The organism is Tautonia sociabilis (assembly GCF_003977685.1).
GTDB lineage: Bacteria > Planctomycetota > Planctomycetia > Isosphaerales > Isosphaeraceae > Tautonia > Tautonia sociabilis.
In genome coordinates, this window is the sequence record NZ_RYZH01000005.1 from 17,309 (window position 1) to 31,917 (window position 14,609).

General features: G+C 70.9%; 15 protein-coding genes. 6 read left to right on the top strand and 9 right to left on the bottom strand.

Features of this window, described 5'->3' with window-relative positions:
- Window positions 1-708, bottom strand: a complete 708-nt coding sequence (locus TsocGM_RS03730; protein ID WP_126723977.1) for a hypothetical protein — start codon at window positions 706-708, stop codon at window positions 1-3.
- 278 nt (window positions 709-986) lie between these two features.
- The gene (locus TsocGM_RS03735) at window positions 987-1,304 is read right to left on the bottom strand and encodes a hypothetical protein (protein ID WP_126723978.1); all 318 of its coding nucleotides are present in this window, start codon (window positions 1,302-1,304) and stop codon (window positions 987-989) included.
- 345 nt (window positions 1,305-1,649) lie between these two features.
- Between TsocGM_RS03735 and TsocGM_RS25755 the strand changes: the two genes are divergently transcribed.
- The 4 genes from TsocGM_RS25755 to TsocGM_RS03750 all read left to right on the top strand — a co-directional run bounded on the left by TsocGM_RS25755 (window position 1,650) and on the right by TsocGM_RS03750 (window position 5,335).
- Window positions 1,650-1,814: a hypothetical protein gene (locus tag TsocGM_RS25755; RefSeq protein ID WP_158633365.1), complete on the top strand. Its 165-nt coding sequence runs from the start codon at window positions 1,650-1,652 to the stop codon at window positions 1,812-1,814.
- Window positions 1,815-1,839: 25 nt separating this feature from the next.
- Entirely contained in the window at window positions 1,840-3,123 is a 1,284-nt protein-coding gene (locus TsocGM_RS03740; RefSeq protein WP_233578254.1) for an FG-GAP-like repeat-containing protein, read from the top strand.
- Between the two features lie 75 nt (window positions 3,124-3,198).
- Complete coding sequence (locus TsocGM_RS03745; protein ID WP_126723979.1) at window positions 3,199-4,329, top strand: hypothetical protein; 1,131 nt, start codon at window positions 3,199-3,201, stop codon at window positions 4,327-4,329.
- A gap of 16 nt (window positions 4,330-4,345) precedes the next feature.
- On the top strand, window positions 4,346-5,335 hold the full coding sequence (locus TsocGM_RS03750; protein ID WP_126723980.1) for an NAD(P)H-quinone oxidoreductase: 990 nt from the start codon (window positions 4,346-4,348) through the stop codon (window positions 5,333-5,335).
- 13 nt (window positions 5,336-5,348) lie between these two features.
- Here the strand turns inward: TsocGM_RS03750 and TsocGM_RS03755 are convergent, their stop codons facing one another.
- Entirely contained in the window at window positions 5,349-6,722 is a 1,374-nt protein-coding gene (locus TsocGM_RS03755; RefSeq protein ID WP_126723981.1) for a lactate racemase domain-containing protein, read from the bottom strand.
- A gap of 35 nt (window positions 6,723-6,757) precedes the next feature.
- On the bottom strand, window positions 6,758-8,728 hold the full coding sequence (gene asnB / locus TsocGM_RS03760) for an asparagine synthase (glutamine-hydrolyzing) (protein ID WP_126723982.1): 1,971 nt from the start codon (window positions 8,726-8,728) through the stop codon (window positions 6,758-6,760).
- A gap of 80 nt (window positions 8,729-8,808) precedes the next feature.
- Here asnB and TsocGM_RS03765 point away from each other — a divergent pair, with 80 nt between their 5' ends.
- Complete coding sequence (locus TsocGM_RS03765; RefSeq protein WP_126723983.1) at window positions 8,809-9,627, top strand: DUF4058 family protein; 819 nt, start codon at window positions 8,809-8,811, stop codon at window positions 9,625-9,627.
- Window positions 9,628-9,633: 6 nt separating this feature from the next.
- Here TsocGM_RS03765 and TsocGM_RS03770 read toward each other — a convergent pair whose 3' ends face one another.
- The 4 genes from TsocGM_RS03770 to TsocGM_RS03785 all read right to left on the bottom strand — a co-directional run bounded on the left by TsocGM_RS03770 (window position 9,634) and on the right by TsocGM_RS03785 (window position 12,126).
- Window positions 9,634-10,152 (bottom strand): GNAT family N-acetyltransferase, encoded by a 519-nt coding sequence (locus tag TsocGM_RS03770; RefSeq protein ID WP_126723984.1) that lies wholly within the window; start codon window positions 10,150-10,152, stop codon window positions 9,634-9,636.
- A gap of 13 nt (window positions 10,153-10,165) precedes the next feature.
- On the bottom strand, window positions 10,166-10,531 hold the full coding sequence (locus TsocGM_RS03775) for a VOC family protein (RefSeq protein ID WP_126723985.1): 366 nt from the start codon (window positions 10,529-10,531) through the stop codon (window positions 10,166-10,168).
- A 28-nt stretch (window positions 10,532-10,559) separates the two neighbouring features.
- The gene (gene hpnH, locus TsocGM_RS03780; RefSeq protein ID WP_126723986.1) at window positions 10,560-11,564 is read right to left on the bottom strand and encodes an adenosyl-hopene transferase HpnH; all 1,005 of its coding nucleotides are present in this window, start codon (window positions 11,562-11,564) and stop codon (window positions 10,560-10,562) included.
- Between the two features lie 157 nt (window positions 11,565-11,721).
- Entirely contained in the window at window positions 11,722-12,126 is a 405-nt protein-coding gene (locus tag TsocGM_RS03785) for a YidH family protein (RefSeq protein ID WP_126723987.1), read from the bottom strand.
- Between the two features lie 295 nt (window positions 12,127-12,421).
- On the opposite strand from TsocGM_RS03785, the gene TsocGM_RS03790 reads away from it, so the two are divergent.
- Complete coding sequence (locus tag TsocGM_RS03790; RefSeq protein ID WP_126724086.1) at window positions 12,422-13,573, top strand: glycosyltransferase family 4 protein; 1,152 nt, start codon at window positions 12,422-12,424, stop codon at window positions 13,571-13,573.
- Between the two features lie 172 nt (window positions 13,574-13,745).
- Here TsocGM_RS03790 and TsocGM_RS25760 read toward each other — a convergent pair whose 3' ends face one another.
- Window positions 13,746-14,294: a heavy-metal-associated domain-containing protein gene (locus TsocGM_RS25760; RefSeq protein ID WP_158633366.1), complete on the bottom strand. Its 549-nt coding sequence runs from the start codon at window positions 14,292-14,294 to the stop codon at window positions 13,746-13,748.
- Window positions 14,295-14,609 lie beyond the last annotated feature (315 nt).

Genomic DNA, 14,609 nt, shown 5'->3' on the forward strand with positions numbered 1-14,609 from the left:
TCATCCCGGCACGAGCGACGCCCGCATGGCGGCGCCGCAGAGCAATTCGGCGCCGATCCGAAGCGACGCCTCGGCGGCCCAGAGCAGCAGGCAAATCCCCGAAGCCGAGATCGGGCCGACCAGGCCGAGCCGCCAGCCGGAGCGGCCGACCGCCATCCATCCGAGGATCGCGAACGGGTCGACCTGCCGCAAGGCGACCCAGGAGGCCGCCGGGTAGGAGCCCGGGGGCATCAGCAGCGCGGCCGAGGTGTCGATGTCCGATCTCCCGGTCGCCGAGGCCAGCCCCACCCGGGTCGCCATGCCGATCACCCAGAGCCACTGGGCCGAGGCCGCCCCGGCCAGCAGCTCGTTGAAGCGGATCGGCCGGCCGCGCAGGGCGGCGATCGCGGCGAAGCCGGAGGCGGCCAGCACCACCCGGGCGACGGGGGCGACCGGCTCGACGGCGAAGTCGCCAACCGCGGCCAGGGCCGCCCAGAAGAGGAGGCTGTCCCGGTGGGCTGCGATCGCCTCGCGGACGTCCGACTCGGACACCTCCCCGACGGCCCGACGCTCGACCCGGGCGGCTCCCGACTCGATGGCCCGGGCCAGGGCCCCCCCGCGCAGGCCCGAGGCCCAGCCGATCGCCTGGATCAGGACGATCGCCGCCATGATCCCGACAAGCCTCGGCCCGATGGGGGCGGGAGTGCGGTCGAACTCGGAAGCGGACATGGGGAGGCTCGGGTTCCGTCTCGTCGCGGGGAGATCGGGCCAGGGGACCGCTGTCGGGAGTGGGGAAGTCGGGCATCTCCCCCGGGGCGAGGCGAGCCCGGGCCGGGGACGGGTCTTCCAGCGCCTCGTCCTCCCCGGCTCCCCGGCCTCGACTCGGGGTGGATCGCCGGGATGAGCCGGGACGGCTGAGAGGGGGATCCTCCCGACCTCCCCGGGGAAGGCCTCCGATCGTCCGGGGGACGGGTCCGTCGGGGAGCGATCGGGAGGGTTGGCCAGGGCTATTGTAGGGATACTCCGGGAACTCCCTCGAGGTTTCGACCGGATCGGATCGCGCCGGGGGAGCCGGGTGGCAGCTCGATCGGGACCTCGATCCGGCGCCGGGGTCGCTTCGCGATCGCCTCTCTGGACTGCAACTGGCAGCAGAGGCAAGACTTCTGGTGCTCCGGATCGTCGAGGATCGCGGCCCGGCCGCCCTCGACCGATGCCGGTGCGGCGAGTTCTCCGAGTTTCAGCGCCCCCGCGCCGATCGCCACCGAGAGGCCGAGCAGCGGCACGCCGAAAAAGCGGCTCGCGAGCAGCGAGAGCGTGGATCGCATCGCGATCTTCCTCCAATCAGGGCAAGCGGTTCCTGTCTCGGAGTTCGGGAGAGGACGTCGGACCTTGGGCGAAATCGTTTGGAATCGAGATCGGGAAGACGGTGAGGCGGCGAGCGATTCGGCGCGCTCGGCGACTTCGGAGGCCGCGACAGGGGAGCGACAGGGGGTTGTCGCGCTCGACTTCTCGCACACCCACTGCGCTCGCCAGCCGGCCGATCGAGCCGGTGTTCCAGGAGGAGGCCGGAATCGCCGAGAACGGCCGAATCGACGCCGATCACCGAGCGGTGCGCGGTCGTCGGCGGCCGTCCGGCGGGGCCCCCGGAATGGTCGGGGTCGTTCCGGCTCGTGGACCTGGAAGACCCCTCCCCGTATATTCTCGCCCTGGAAGACCGCGACACGATCGGGCCGAGGGGCCTCGACGCGGGAGCCCTCCGGCTCTTGCTCGCAGGAGTGCTCGAGCCGATGTCCCGCCGCCGCCTCCTCGTCCGGCGTGGTGATGACGACGCTTGACGGACCGACCCCCGCGAGGACTCCCATGCGACGCCCCCACCTCTCCCCCCCCCTCGTGATGCTCGCCACGATCGCGACCGCGACGGCAACCGCGACCGCAGCCGCGTCGGCCCTCGCCTCGATCCCCGAGTTCGAGATGCAGGAGATCGACCCCCACGCCGGCAACGTGGTGTACGCGGTGACGGTGGCCGACGTGAACGGCGACGGCTCCCCGGACGTGTGCGCCCTGACCGAGGACGCGATCGTCTGGTACGAGAACCCGTCCTGGACCCGGCACGAGATCCTCAAGGGGGCGACACAGGAGGCCGCCGGCACGGAGCGGGACAACGTGTGCTTCGCCCCGCTGGATATCGACGGCGACGGCGACCTCGACTTCGCCCTCGGCGCCGACTGGCGGCCGGGCGATACCCAGGAGGGCGGCACCCTCTTCTGGGCCCGCCAGGACGGACCGGACGACTGGACGTTGATCTCCCTGGGCCGCGAGCCGACCGTCCACCGGATGCGATGGGCGAACGTCAAGGGGGACGAACGGCCCGAGCTTGTCGTCGTCCCGCTGCAAGGCCGGGGGACCTCCGGCCCGGACTGGGGCCGGGGGAACGGCGTCCGCATCCTCGTCTTCTCGATCCCGGAGGATCCGAGCACGGACGAGTGGCCGGTCGAGGTGGCCGACGACTCCCTGCACACGACCCACAACGTCCACCCGATCGACCTGGACGGCGACGGGTTCGACGAGCTGGTCGTCGCGTCCTGGGAGGGGGTCTTCCTGTACGAGCGAAGCGAAGACTCCTGGAGCCGGTCGAAGATCGGCGCCGGCAACCAGGATGCCGAGCCGTTCAAGGGGGCGAGCGAGGTGAAGGTCGGCCGGCTGGGGGACGGAAGGCGCTATGTGGCGACGATCGAGCCCTGGCACGGGTTCCAGGTCGTCGTCTACGCGAGGCCGGCGGGAGAGGACGGGCTGCTGTCCCGCCAGGTGATCGACGAGCCGCTGCGCTGGGGGCATGCCGTCTGGACCGCGGACCTGGATGATGATTCCGATCAGGAGCTGATCATTGGTCAGCGCGACCCGAACCCGGACGGCTCCGGGAACCACAAGGGCCCCGGCCTGTTCATCTACGACCCGGTCCCCGGGTCTCAGCCGCTCGCCTTCGAGAAGCGGGTCATTGAGGACGGCGGCGTGGCGGTGGAGGACGCGACGGCCGCCGACCTCGACGGCGACGGCCGGCCCGAGCTGATCGCCGGAGGCCGGGCGACGCACAATGTCCGCATCTACTGGAACCGCCCCGGCCCGGCGTCCGGCGGCGATCGGTGACCAGGCCGGTTCGGCCGTCCCCGCCCTCCCGGGGCGGCGGGCGGCCTCGATCCGGCTCGGGTGAGAGGACCTTCAATGGCGACGGCGCAGGTACAAATCGGCCCCAGGCCGGCCTCGGGGCGGATCGCCTCGCTCGACCAGTTCCGCGGCTACACCGTGGCCGGCATGCTCGTGGTGAACTTCCTGGGGGGGTACGCCTGGATCGCCCGCGATCTCCCCGTGCTGAAGCACCACAACACCTATTGCAGCTATGCCGACACAATCATGCCTCAATTCTTCTTCGCCGTGGGGTACGCCTACCGGCTGACCCTGCTGAAGCGGCTGGCCCGGGAGGGGGGGCGAAGGGCCTACGGGCATGTGGTGGCCCGCTGCCTGGGGCTGATGCTCCTGGCGTTCGTCGTCTACAACCTCGACGGCGAGGCGAAGACCTGGGCCGAGTTGCGGGAGCTGGGCCTCTCCGGCTTCCTGGCGACGGCCTTTCAGCGCGACTGGTTCCAGACGCTGACGCACATCGCCCTGACCTCGCTTTGGATCATGCCCGTGATCGCCTCGGGCACGGCTGCCCGGCTGGCGTTCGCGGCCGGGTCGGCGGCGCTGCACCTGTGGCTTTCCGACCGGTTCTTCTTCGACTGGGCCATGTCCCGGCCGGTGATCGACGGCGGCCAGCTCGGCTTTTTGAGCTGGACGGCACCGATGATCGCCGGCTCGATCGCGTATGATCTCATGGCGTCCCGAGGCCCTCGAGGCGCGTTGCGTCCGCTGTTGCTCGGGGCGGCCGTGCTGATGGCGGTCGGCTATGGGCTCTCTTGCCTGGGAGGGGCCGAGGGAACCGACGGCGCTCCTCGCCTGGCCTGGGCGGCGCCGCCGTTCTTCCCGCCGGAGATCGAGCCGAACCTGTGGACGATGAGCCAGCGCTCCGGGAGCGTCAGCTACCTGACGTTCGCCGCCGGCTTCTCCGCCCTGGTGTTCGCTCTCTTCGTGGTGCTCTGTGATCTGGGCTCCCTGCGGGTGGGGATGTTCCGCACGTTCGGGCGCAATGCGCTGGCGGCGTATGTCATCCATCCGCTCGTCTTCGGGGCGGTCAAGCCGTACGTTCCGAGGGACGCCCCCGGCTGGTACGCGGCGGCGGGGTTCGGCCTCGCGTTCGCGATCACCTACGCGCTGGTCCGCCATCTGGAGAAGAACGAGATCTACTTGAAGCTCTGATGTGAGGCACGATTCCATGCGAGCCGTCGTCATCGCCCGGATCGGGGGACCGGAGGCGCTGGAGGTTCGGGACGTCCCCCGTCCCGAGGCGAGGGGGGACCGGATCCTGGTCCGAGTCCGGGCCGCCGGCCTGAACCGGGCCGACACGCTCCAGTCTCGAGGGATGTACCCGGCCCCGCCGGGGGATCCGGCCGACATCCCGGGCCTGGAGTTCGCCGGCGAGGTGGAGGAGAAGGGGCCCGACGCGATCGGGCCGCTCCGGCCGGGGGACCGCGTCTTCGGCATCGTCGGCGGCGGGGGGCTGGCGGAATACGTCGCCCTGCCGGAGCGCATGGCGGTGCCGATCCCCGAGAACCTCGACTGGGCCGCCGCCTCGGCCGTGCCGGAGGCGTTCCTGACTGCCTTCGACGCGATCGACCACCAGGCCGAGCTCCGATCGGGGGAGGCGGTCCTGATCCACGCCGTCGGCGGCGGGGTCGGCTCGGCGGCAGTCCAGATCGCGAAGGCGATGGGCTGCCCAACCTTCGGCACGGCCCGGACGGCGGAGAAGCTCGAACGCTTGAAGGAGTACGGCCTCGACGTGGGGATCGACACCTCGGCGGAGGACTTCGTCGCGGTGGTCCGGGAGCGGACCGACGGCCTCGGTGTGCCGGCGATCATCGACCACGTGGGAGGGCCCTACCTGGCGAACGACCTCGCGGCGTTGGCGACCCGAGGCCGGATCGTCGTGGTCGGGCTGCTCGGAGGGCGGAAGGCCGAACTGGACCTGGCCGCCCTGCTGGCGAAACGGGCGAGGATCGTGGGCACGACGCTCCGAGCCCGGCCGATCGAACAGAAGATCGCCGTGACCCGTCGCTTCGCCGACCGGGTCGTCCCCTGGCTGGCCCGGGGGCTCGTCCGGCCGATCGTCGACCGGGCCTTCCCGATCGATCAGGTCGTCGAGGCCGCCCGGCACGTGGAGTCGAACCAGGGGTTCGGCAAGGTCGTGCTGACGATGGACCCCTGAGCTCCCCGGCGGCTCAAGGGCCGGCGACCCCCGGCGAGGGACAGTAGGTCAGCCCTCCGCTCGGGAAGACCCGGACGATCGGAGCCGACACCCCCTGGGCATCGAGCAGGAGGGAGGCGACCCGCCAGAGGTCCTCCTCGTCCGAGAACAGGCGAATGGGGCCGAGGCGAGGGCCGATCCGATCGCGCAGGGGAGGGGCGAAGACGAGCACGTCGCGGTCGACGACCAGTTCCCGAGCCCAGCGGACCATGAACGAGGCGGCGCTGCCCGAGGCCCGAGCCATCCGGTCGGCCGCCGCCAGCCCTCTCCTCATGATCGCTCCGCCGACCGCTCCGCCAGCGGCGATCGCCCGCAGGGCGGGCAAGGGGAAGGAGCGGTCGATCTCTCCCGGATCGGTCCAGAAGAGGCCGACGAGGATCCCGCCCGGCCGGCAGCCGGCGCGGTGGTTGAGCAGGACCTTGAAGCTCTGCATCGGGTCCCCCGGCCAGGGGGCATTGCCGGCGACGACGACATCGGCCGGGGCCGAGACCGGGGCTCGGTAACGACGGGCGACCTCGGCGGAGAGCACGTCCTGGACCGCGTCGGGGTGGCCGGTCGCGACCCGGAAGACCAACCCGGGGGGACCGAGAACGTGGCTGATCGAGGCGCAGGGACCGAGTTTCGCCGCCGCCTCCCGGATGGCTCGGCGCATCGGGTTGGCGTCGGCCGTCGAGCCAAGCAAGCCTCCCGTGTCGCCGCCGAGGCCGACGCGATGAATCGCCCCGAGCGTCGATCGGTGGCTTGTGCCGGGGAAAATCAACTTGTACCCGCCGCCGAATCCGGCCTGGAGATGCGGCAACACGGAGCCGATCAAGATACGCAGGTCCGCCTGCGCGACCGGCCGAAAGACGAGCACCGGGATGCCGTCGGCCGTCTCGCCAAGGTCCTCGTACTGCGACCGGTCGTCCACCGGCGGACTGAAGCAGCGGAAGGACGAGGCGATGGCGTCCCCCACTCGGCGGCGCATCGCCTCGTCGTCGACCGCATGGTGCCGGCCGACCCCAACGCTTATGCTGATCCGATCCTCTGAAACGCCCGCCGAGCGCAGGCGGTCGAGCACAATCGGCAGGGCCTCGCGCACGGGAGTCCAGCGCGAGGGGTCGTCCACGACGATCGCCACCGACGTCCCGGGACCGACCAGGGTTTCGAGCCTCCCGAGCGGCCCCTCGGGGGCGTCCAGTGCGGCTCGGAGGGCCGAGGGATAGTCGGCGATCGGCCCGGAGAGGTCGGGGAGGATCACCTCGGGCTCGGGCCACCTGGAAGGAGGCGACAGGGCCATCGGCGGGCCGTCTCCCCAGGGGATGGGGATGGGAATGGCGGCTCGGGGGTCGGTCGGGGCGGCGTGCATGGGGAAGCCTCCGTGCGGTCGATCGGGCGGACAGCCTACGAGATCGGCCGCCCGGCCGCCAGGCCCGCTTCGGTCGGGGAGGGGGCGGCATCGATGTGGTGGCGGAACCAGAGCTCCAGCATGAGCAGGGCCCAGAGCCGGTAGGCGTGGTCCCGGCGGCCCTCCCCATGCTCGGCGATCATCTCCTCGACCGCCTCGGGGCGGAACAGGCCGCGGCCGAGGCAGGAGGGGTCGAGCAGCACGTCGCGCAGCTCGTCCTTGAGCTCTCCCCGGAACCAGCGGTCGATGGGCACGCCGAAGCCCATCTTCGGGCGGGTCCGGATGGCGGGCGGCAGCAGCTCGGCGAAGGCCCGCTTGAGGATCACCTTCGACCGCCCCCGGCGGAGCCGGAGCTTGCGGCCGACGGGCATCGCCAGCGCCAGCTCGACGACCCGGTGGTCGAGGAACGGCCCGCGGCACTCCAGGCCGTGGGCCATGCTGGCGATGTCGACCTTGACGAGCAGGTCGCCGGGCAAATAGGTGATCAGATCGGCGATCATCGCCTGAGTGACCGGATCGCGTCCGGGAGCGACGCCGAGGGCTCGGCGGAGCACATCCGCCGGGTCGGCGTCGTCGGGGTCGGCCTCGGCGGCTCGGGAGAGGGTGTCGAGGAAGTCGTCGGCATAGAGGCCGGCGCGGGTGGCCTCGTCGAAGCTGGTCATCCAGCGGAGGTAGCGGTCGGCCGGCGGCAGGCCGAGGGCCTCGAGCCAGCGTTTCGCCGATCGGAGGCGGGTTTTGGCCCGGCTCGACGCGGGCACGGCCCTCGCGACCGGGCCGCCGAGCCAGCGGCCGACCCCGCCGGGGAGCTTCGCCACGAATTCGGCCAAGGCGACGGCTCGGTAGCGGTCGTAGCCGCCGAACAGCTCATCGCCGGCGTCGCCGGTCAGGGCGACGGTGACGTGTTCGCGAGTCAGCCGGGAGACGTGCCAGGTGGGCAGCGCGGAGCTGTCAGCGAAGGGTTCGTCGAAGTGCCGGGCGAGGCCGGGGAGCGTCTCCCAGGCCTCGGGGCGGACGACGAAGGCGTGGTGCTCGGTCCCCAGGTGCTCGGCGGCCATGCGGGCGTAGCCGCTCTCGTCGAAGGCGGGGTCGTCAAAGCCGATCGAGAACGTCTTCACGCGATGGCCCGCGTGTTTCTGCATCAATCCGACGATGATCGTCGAGTCGATCCCGCCGGAGAGGAAGGCGCCGAGGGGAACGTCGGCGGCCATCTGCTCTCGGACGGCGGCCTCGAGCGTGGCGCGGAGGCGATCCTCGTCCTCGAGGGCGGGGCGGCGTTCCTCGAGCTCCCAGTCGGGCTCCCAGTAGCGGTGCAGCTCCAGTCGGCCGTCGTGCCAGACGGCGTAATGGGCCGGCGGCAGCTTGTACACCCCCCGGAGGATGGTTCGGGGATGGGGGACGTAACCGAAGGTGAGGTAGCGGTCGAGCGCCAGCGGGTCGAGCTCTCGGGGCAGCTCGGATCCGGGCAGGGCGAGCAGCGCTTTCAGCTCGCTGGCGAAGAGGAGTCGGTCGGCCTCGAGGCGGTAGACCAGCGGCTTCTGGCCGAGGCGGTCTCGGGCCAGGACGAGCCGGCGGCGCGGGGCGTCCCAGACGGCGATGGCGAACATCCCGCGCAGGAGGCGGGCGAAGCCGGGGCCCTCGTCCTCGTAGAGATGGCTGATGACCTCGGTGTCGCCGGCCGATCGGAGTGAGTGCCCCCGGGCCTCCAGGCGGTTGCGGAGCGAGGGGAAGTTGTAGATCTCCCCGTTGAAGGCGACCCAGACGGAGCCGTCCTCGTTGCTCATCGGCTGGTGGCCGCCGGGGAGGTCGAGGATCGAGAGGCGCCGGAAGCCGAGGGAGGCGTGGGCGTCTCGGTACGAGCCGAGGTCGTCGGGCCCCCGGTGCTCCAGCCGGGCGATCATCGCGTCAAGCTGCCCGTCCGTCAGGCCCGCTCCGGCGTCGGTCCAGGCCGCCCCGCAGATGCCGCACATGGCGTTACCGATCCCGAGGAGAATGGTAGGGTCGAGGTCCCCGATCGATCGTCGCCGATTGCCCGAGAGGAGGCCACGCCATGCCCGGCCGGTTCCCGGGGATGGACCCGGATCTGGAGGATGCCGACCTCTGGCCGGGACTCCACCAGGGGTTCATGACCTTCTTGTGGTCGACGCTCAACGAACAACTTCCCGACCGCTACGTTGCCAACCTGAACGAACGGCTCGACATCGACGACCCGAACCGGTCGATCATCCCCGACGCCTCCGTCTTCGAACGATCATCCCTGGGAGGGCCTCCCCGGGGCAACCCCGCCTCGGCGGCGGTGGCCGTGCTTGACCCGCCCTGGCTGGTGGACTGGCCGGCCGAGGAGATCCGTGAGGGGTTCGTCGAGATCCTTCCCGTGCGAGAGCCGGAACGGGTGGTTGCGGTGATTGAGCTGCTCAGCCCCTCGAACAAGGTCAGCGGCTCGACGGGCCATCTCTCCTACCACAACACGCAGCGAGAAGTCCTCGGAAGTCCCGCCCACCTGATCGAGATCGACCTGCTCCGGGGAGGGGAGCATACGGTCGCCGTTTCGCGATACCAGTTGACCCGGCGGGGATCCTACGACGATCTCGTCTGCCTGAACCGAGGAGGAGGCCCCCGCTGGCGGTCGGAGGTCTGGGCCCGGACGATCCGGGACCGGCTGCCTCGGATCGCGGTACCGCTGCTGGACGATGATCCGGATCTCGTGCTCGACGTGCAGCCGTTGCTCGATCGCTGCGACGACGCCGGTGCCTATGCCCGACGGATTGACTCCTCCCGCGAGCCGGTGCCTCCGCTGACGCGGGCCGACGCGGAGTGGGTCGACGACCTGCTGCGATCGGCCGGGCTGCGCGGTGGCGGGGCCGGCTGAGGCCGGTCAGAACGAGGCGAACGCCTCGTGGTAGCGGATCGACCCGGAGCGGCCCGAGAGGGAGCCGGGACGCAGTTCCAGGGCGAGGAAGACGTCGTCGGGCACGTCGTACTCGCTTCGCAGGCCGAACGAGGAAGCGGGGCGAAAGCCGAAGCGGGGGTAATACTCCGGGTGCCCGAGGACGACGACCGCGACAGCGCCGAGCGCCCGGCAGGTGTCGAAGCCGAGACGAACGAGGGCGGAGCCGACCCCTCGGCGCTGGTGATCGGGGAGAACGGCCATCGGGGCCAGACCCAGGAGCCGAGGCGATCCCTCGGCCGGTTGGCCGGCGATCGTGACCGGGCTGAAGACGAGATGGCCGACGATCACCCCCCCCTGCTCCGCCACGATCGAAACGAACGGCCGGGCCTCGGAGCGGAGGGCGTCGACGAGGTTGGCCTCGTCGGGGCGGTCGAACGCCCGCTCGTTGACGAGGCGGATGGCGTCGCGATCGTCGGGGCGTTCCTCTCGGAGGATCAGGTCCATTGGCGGTTCGACCTCAGCGCACGGCGTTCGGGTCGAAGTGGGGGTTCTCGATGATCCCGAAGACGTTCCCGAACGGGTCGAGCACCGAGGCAACCTTGATGCCGCCGCCGACGTCGGTCACGGCCTCTCGGGCGGTCGCGCCTAGCTCCAGGAGCCGGGCGAGGGCCAAGGCGGCGTCGGGCACGCCCCAGTAGGCCACGGCGCCCGAGGCCCCGGGGGAGCCGTCGGGCACGAGGCCCAGCTCGAAGCCGCCGACGTTGAAGCCGACGTAGAAGGGTTCATCGAAGTATGGGTCGATGTCGAGCACCCGGCAATACCAGTCCTTCCCCGCCCCCAGGTCGGGCGCCGGGTAGATGACGGTCCGCAGGCCCTGGATCATCGGCATCCCCCCTGCCGGTCTGGGTCCATCAGCCTCGCAGCGACCAGGCGGCGAGTTGGACGGTCCCCTTGAATGTCTTCATCGCCTCGGTGACGGCGCTGTGCTCGAAGCCGGAGTGCATCTTGCAGTTCTGGCAGCGGCGGTCCTGGCGGCTCTCCCAGTAGGCCCAGTCGGTCGTCTCCCAGAACTCCCGCCAGTCGTCGATGTAGCCCTCGCCCTCGATGAGGTAGCAGGGGGCCTTCCAGCCCTTGGGGGTGTAGTTCACGGTCGACCAGGGGGCGCAGGGCAGTTCCTTCAGGCCGGCGGCGAACTCGAGGAAGGTGGGGGTGGCGCAGATCTTGTACTTGCGGGAGAAGTCCCGGATGGCGCGGAACTTCTCGTGGATCTGCTCCTTGGTCAGGAAGACGTCGGCCTCCACGCTCTCGTATTCGTAGCCGGGGGAGATGAGGATCCCCTTGGCCTTCAGCTCGTCGACGAGCTGGCAAAGCTGCTCGACCTCGGCCACGTCCGTTTGCTTGTAGACCGTGGTGTTCAGGTAGATGGTGTAGCCAAGATCGTGGCCCTGGCGGATGGCATCGATGGCGGCGTCGAAGACCCCGGCGCGCCGGGTGATCGCGTCGTGCGTCTCGCGCATGCCGTCGAGGTGGACCATCAGGAAGAGGTGGTCGCTGGGGGGGATGACGCCGTAGAACTTGTCGTGCAGACGGAGGGCGTTGGTGCAGATGATGATATATTTGTTTCGAGCGATGAGGGCGTCGATCAGCTCCTTCAGCTCGGGGTAGAGCGTCGGCTCGCCGCCGCAGATGTTGACGATCGGAGCGCCGCAGTCGTCGACGGCCTTCAGGCAGCGCTCGACGCTCATGCGGTCCTTCAGCTTGCCGGTGTAGCGCTCGGTCGAGCAGCCGATGCAGGCGAGGTTGCAGGTATAGAGCGGCTCGAGCATCAAGACCGTCGGGTAGCGACGGAGGCCGGCCCGTTCCATGCGGTTGCGGTGCTTGGCCTGGGCCAGGGTGAATCCAAAGGGATAGCGCATCGGCCGCTCGCCTCCTTGCCGAGAGGGATCCCCGGCGGCTCCCGATCGGGACGCCGGCTTCCTGATTCCCGGCATCATTCCCCAATCGGCTCGGCTCGACAAGCCCAGCCCGTCCAGGACGATCGTGGGCCGAGGGCGATTGGGTCGCCTCAGCGAATCAGCGACCGGTTCCCACGACGATCAGGTAGGCCGCCATCGCCACGCCGAGCAGCGCGAGGACCAGGGCGACGGCCGTCCCCATCCCGGCGCCGGGCAGAGCCCGATCCCCCCGGGAGAGCGAGCCGAGATAGCACCGGTATCGGATCGTCGAGCCGACGAGCACCCAGACTCCCATCCCGACCAGCCCCGTGCCGATCCAGAGCGAGGCCCCCGAGCCGGGCTCGGGAGGGTGGTTCCCGACGGCCGCCATCTCGCGGAGGAACCAGCCGAACCGGGCGACGACGAAGCCGAAGCCCATCAGGGCCATCCCGGTGCGCATCCAGGCCAGCAGGGTCCGCTCGGCCGCCAGGATGACGCGGGGATCGATCTCGGGGCCGACAGGCCCGGGCTCGGACTGGCTCATGCGTGATGATCCTCGTGCCGGCCGCCGGGGGTCGAGCCGCTCGCCTGACTCCCTTCCTCCCCGATCGGCCCGGATTATCGAGAGCGGCCGGGGAAGAGGTCAAGCCAGGCCGCCGCTCCGATCGTCGGGCCGTCGAGGGGAGAGGGGAGGTGGCGCCGGCAGGGCGGGAGCGGATCGGGGGGAGGCCGGGGATCAAGCGGATCGGGGGGAGGCCGGGGATCAATTGACGGGCCGGCCCGGGTTGCCCTACGATCTCGACCCTCGGGAGGGAGCCTGCGAGGGTCGGGGGGTGGCGATGGCGGTCGATGCGGCGATGGCGATGGCCTGGGTCTTCGACCTGAACAACTGCCGGGGGGCCACCGGCGTCACTCGGCACGCCCTGGCGCAGCTCGATCGGCTGATCGCCCGACCGGAGGTCCGGCTCACCGTCGTCTCCGGGAGGATCGCCGAGCCCGACGGCCTCGCGTTCTGGGAGACGCTGGAGGACCGGCCCTCCCCTCCTCGTCGCCGGGAACTGCCCATCTCGACGAAGAACGCCCTCCGATTCTGGCGGGTGGTCGGCTGGCCCCCCCTGGAGCTCTGGACCGGCCGGCTCGACTGGATCTACAGCCCGGCCGAATACTACGTCCCCTCCCTGCGCGCCCGTCGCGCCGTGACCAGCCACGACATCCTGCAGGATCTCCGCTACGGCTCGAACAGCCGCCGGGAGCTGCTGGGCCACGCCTTCGGCACGGCCGACCGGATCCTCTCGGTCTCCCGATTCAACACGGAACAATTGCTCGAACGCTTCCCCGAGTGCAAGGGGAAGGTCGCCACCGTGCCCAACGGCGCCGACGACCTCTTCTTCGAACCGGCCTCCCAGGACGAGCGTGCGGCCGTCCGAGCCGACATCGGGATCCGACCCGGGCAGCCGTACCTGCTCTCGGTGGCCAACTTCCAGCCGAGGAAGAACCTCCCCCGGCTTGTCCGGGCCGCCGGCACGCTCCCGGAAGTGGCCGGGGGAGAACTCGCCGTGGTGTTGATCGGCGAGGGCTCCGAGTCGCTCGCCGAGCCGATCCGGAGGGAGATCGCCGCGCTTGGCCCGAAGGCGAGCGTGGTCATGCCCGGCTACCGCCAGGGGGCCAGGCTGCGGGCCCTCTTCGCCGAGGCCTCGGCGCTGGTCTTCCCCTCGACCTGCGAGAGCTTCGGCATCCCCGCCGTCGAGGCGATGGCCCAGGGATGCCCGGTCGCCCTGGCCGACTCCACCGCCTTGCCCGAGGTCGCCGGCGAGGCCGGCTGGTACTTCGACCCCGAGTCGGACGAGGCGATCGCCGCGACCCTGCGAGAACTGCTCGACCGGCCTGAGGAGCGCGCCCGCCGGGTCGCCCTCGGCCGGGAGATCGCCGCCGGGTTCCGCTGGGACCGCTCGAACGACCTGCTCATGGCCGCCCTCCGGGACGAGGGCTGACAACCAACCGCCCCGGGCCGGCCTCGGATCGAGGTCCGGTCGCGGCCGAAAGGAATCCCCCGGACGTCCTCGACCCGGGCGGGGCCTCGGTGCGGACCGATCCCGTCGTGGCGTCTCGGGATCGATCCGCACAACGAACCCTCCAGCGGAGGGTCCGCGGCGCGATTGGGCTTCAGTCCTTCTTAACCTTCACGTGGAAGCCGGCCTCGTTGAGGGCCGAGACGGCGGCCTTCGCGTCGAAGTCGCCGGTGAGGGTGACCGTCTCGGTGCGGGCCTCGGCGGTGATCGACTCGATGCCGTCAACCTCGTCGAGGGCGCCGGTGATGGCCCGGGAGCAGCCGGGGCAGCAGTTGTGGGCGCCGGTGAGGGTGAGGGACGTGACCTTGCCCTCGGGAGCCCCGGAGTCGTCCTTGGGCTTCACGTCGTCGCAGTCGGAGGTGCCGTGGTAGCCGGCGTCGGTGAGGGCGTCGAGGGCGGCCTGCGCGGCCTTCACCTCCGGGGCGACGATGACGATAACGCCGGCGTCGCGGTCGGCGGTGACCGTGGCGGCCTCGACCTTCGCGGCGGCCTCGTCGACACCCCGGACACAGGCGCCGCAGCAGAGGTGGACCCCCTCGACCGTGACCTTGGCCTCGTCAGCCGAGGCGGAAACGGCGAGGGCGACGGCCGGCGCCAGCAGGACGGCCAGGCCGAGGAGAGCGAGCGATCGGATCGGCGTCATGGTCCCAGTGGTCTCCCGTACCCGACGACTCCGCCGGGGCATCGACGGCGGCGACGCGGCGGCCGGTCCCCCCGGCCCCGCCGCCCCCGTCCCGAGCCCGACCGGATCGGCCAGGGCCCGGGCCAACCATTGTTCAACATCGCGATCCGTCGGGCAAGCCCGAGCGGCGGTCGCTCTCGTCCCGGGAACGCCCGAGCGCCCAGGGCTCCCGCGAAGATCGATCGTTGTGCGATCGGGTCGTTTCTCGGCTTCGGTTCGAGTTCGAGGTGGCCTCCGGAATCGGAGGTTGGCCTCGGTGATGTCAGGTCCGACTGC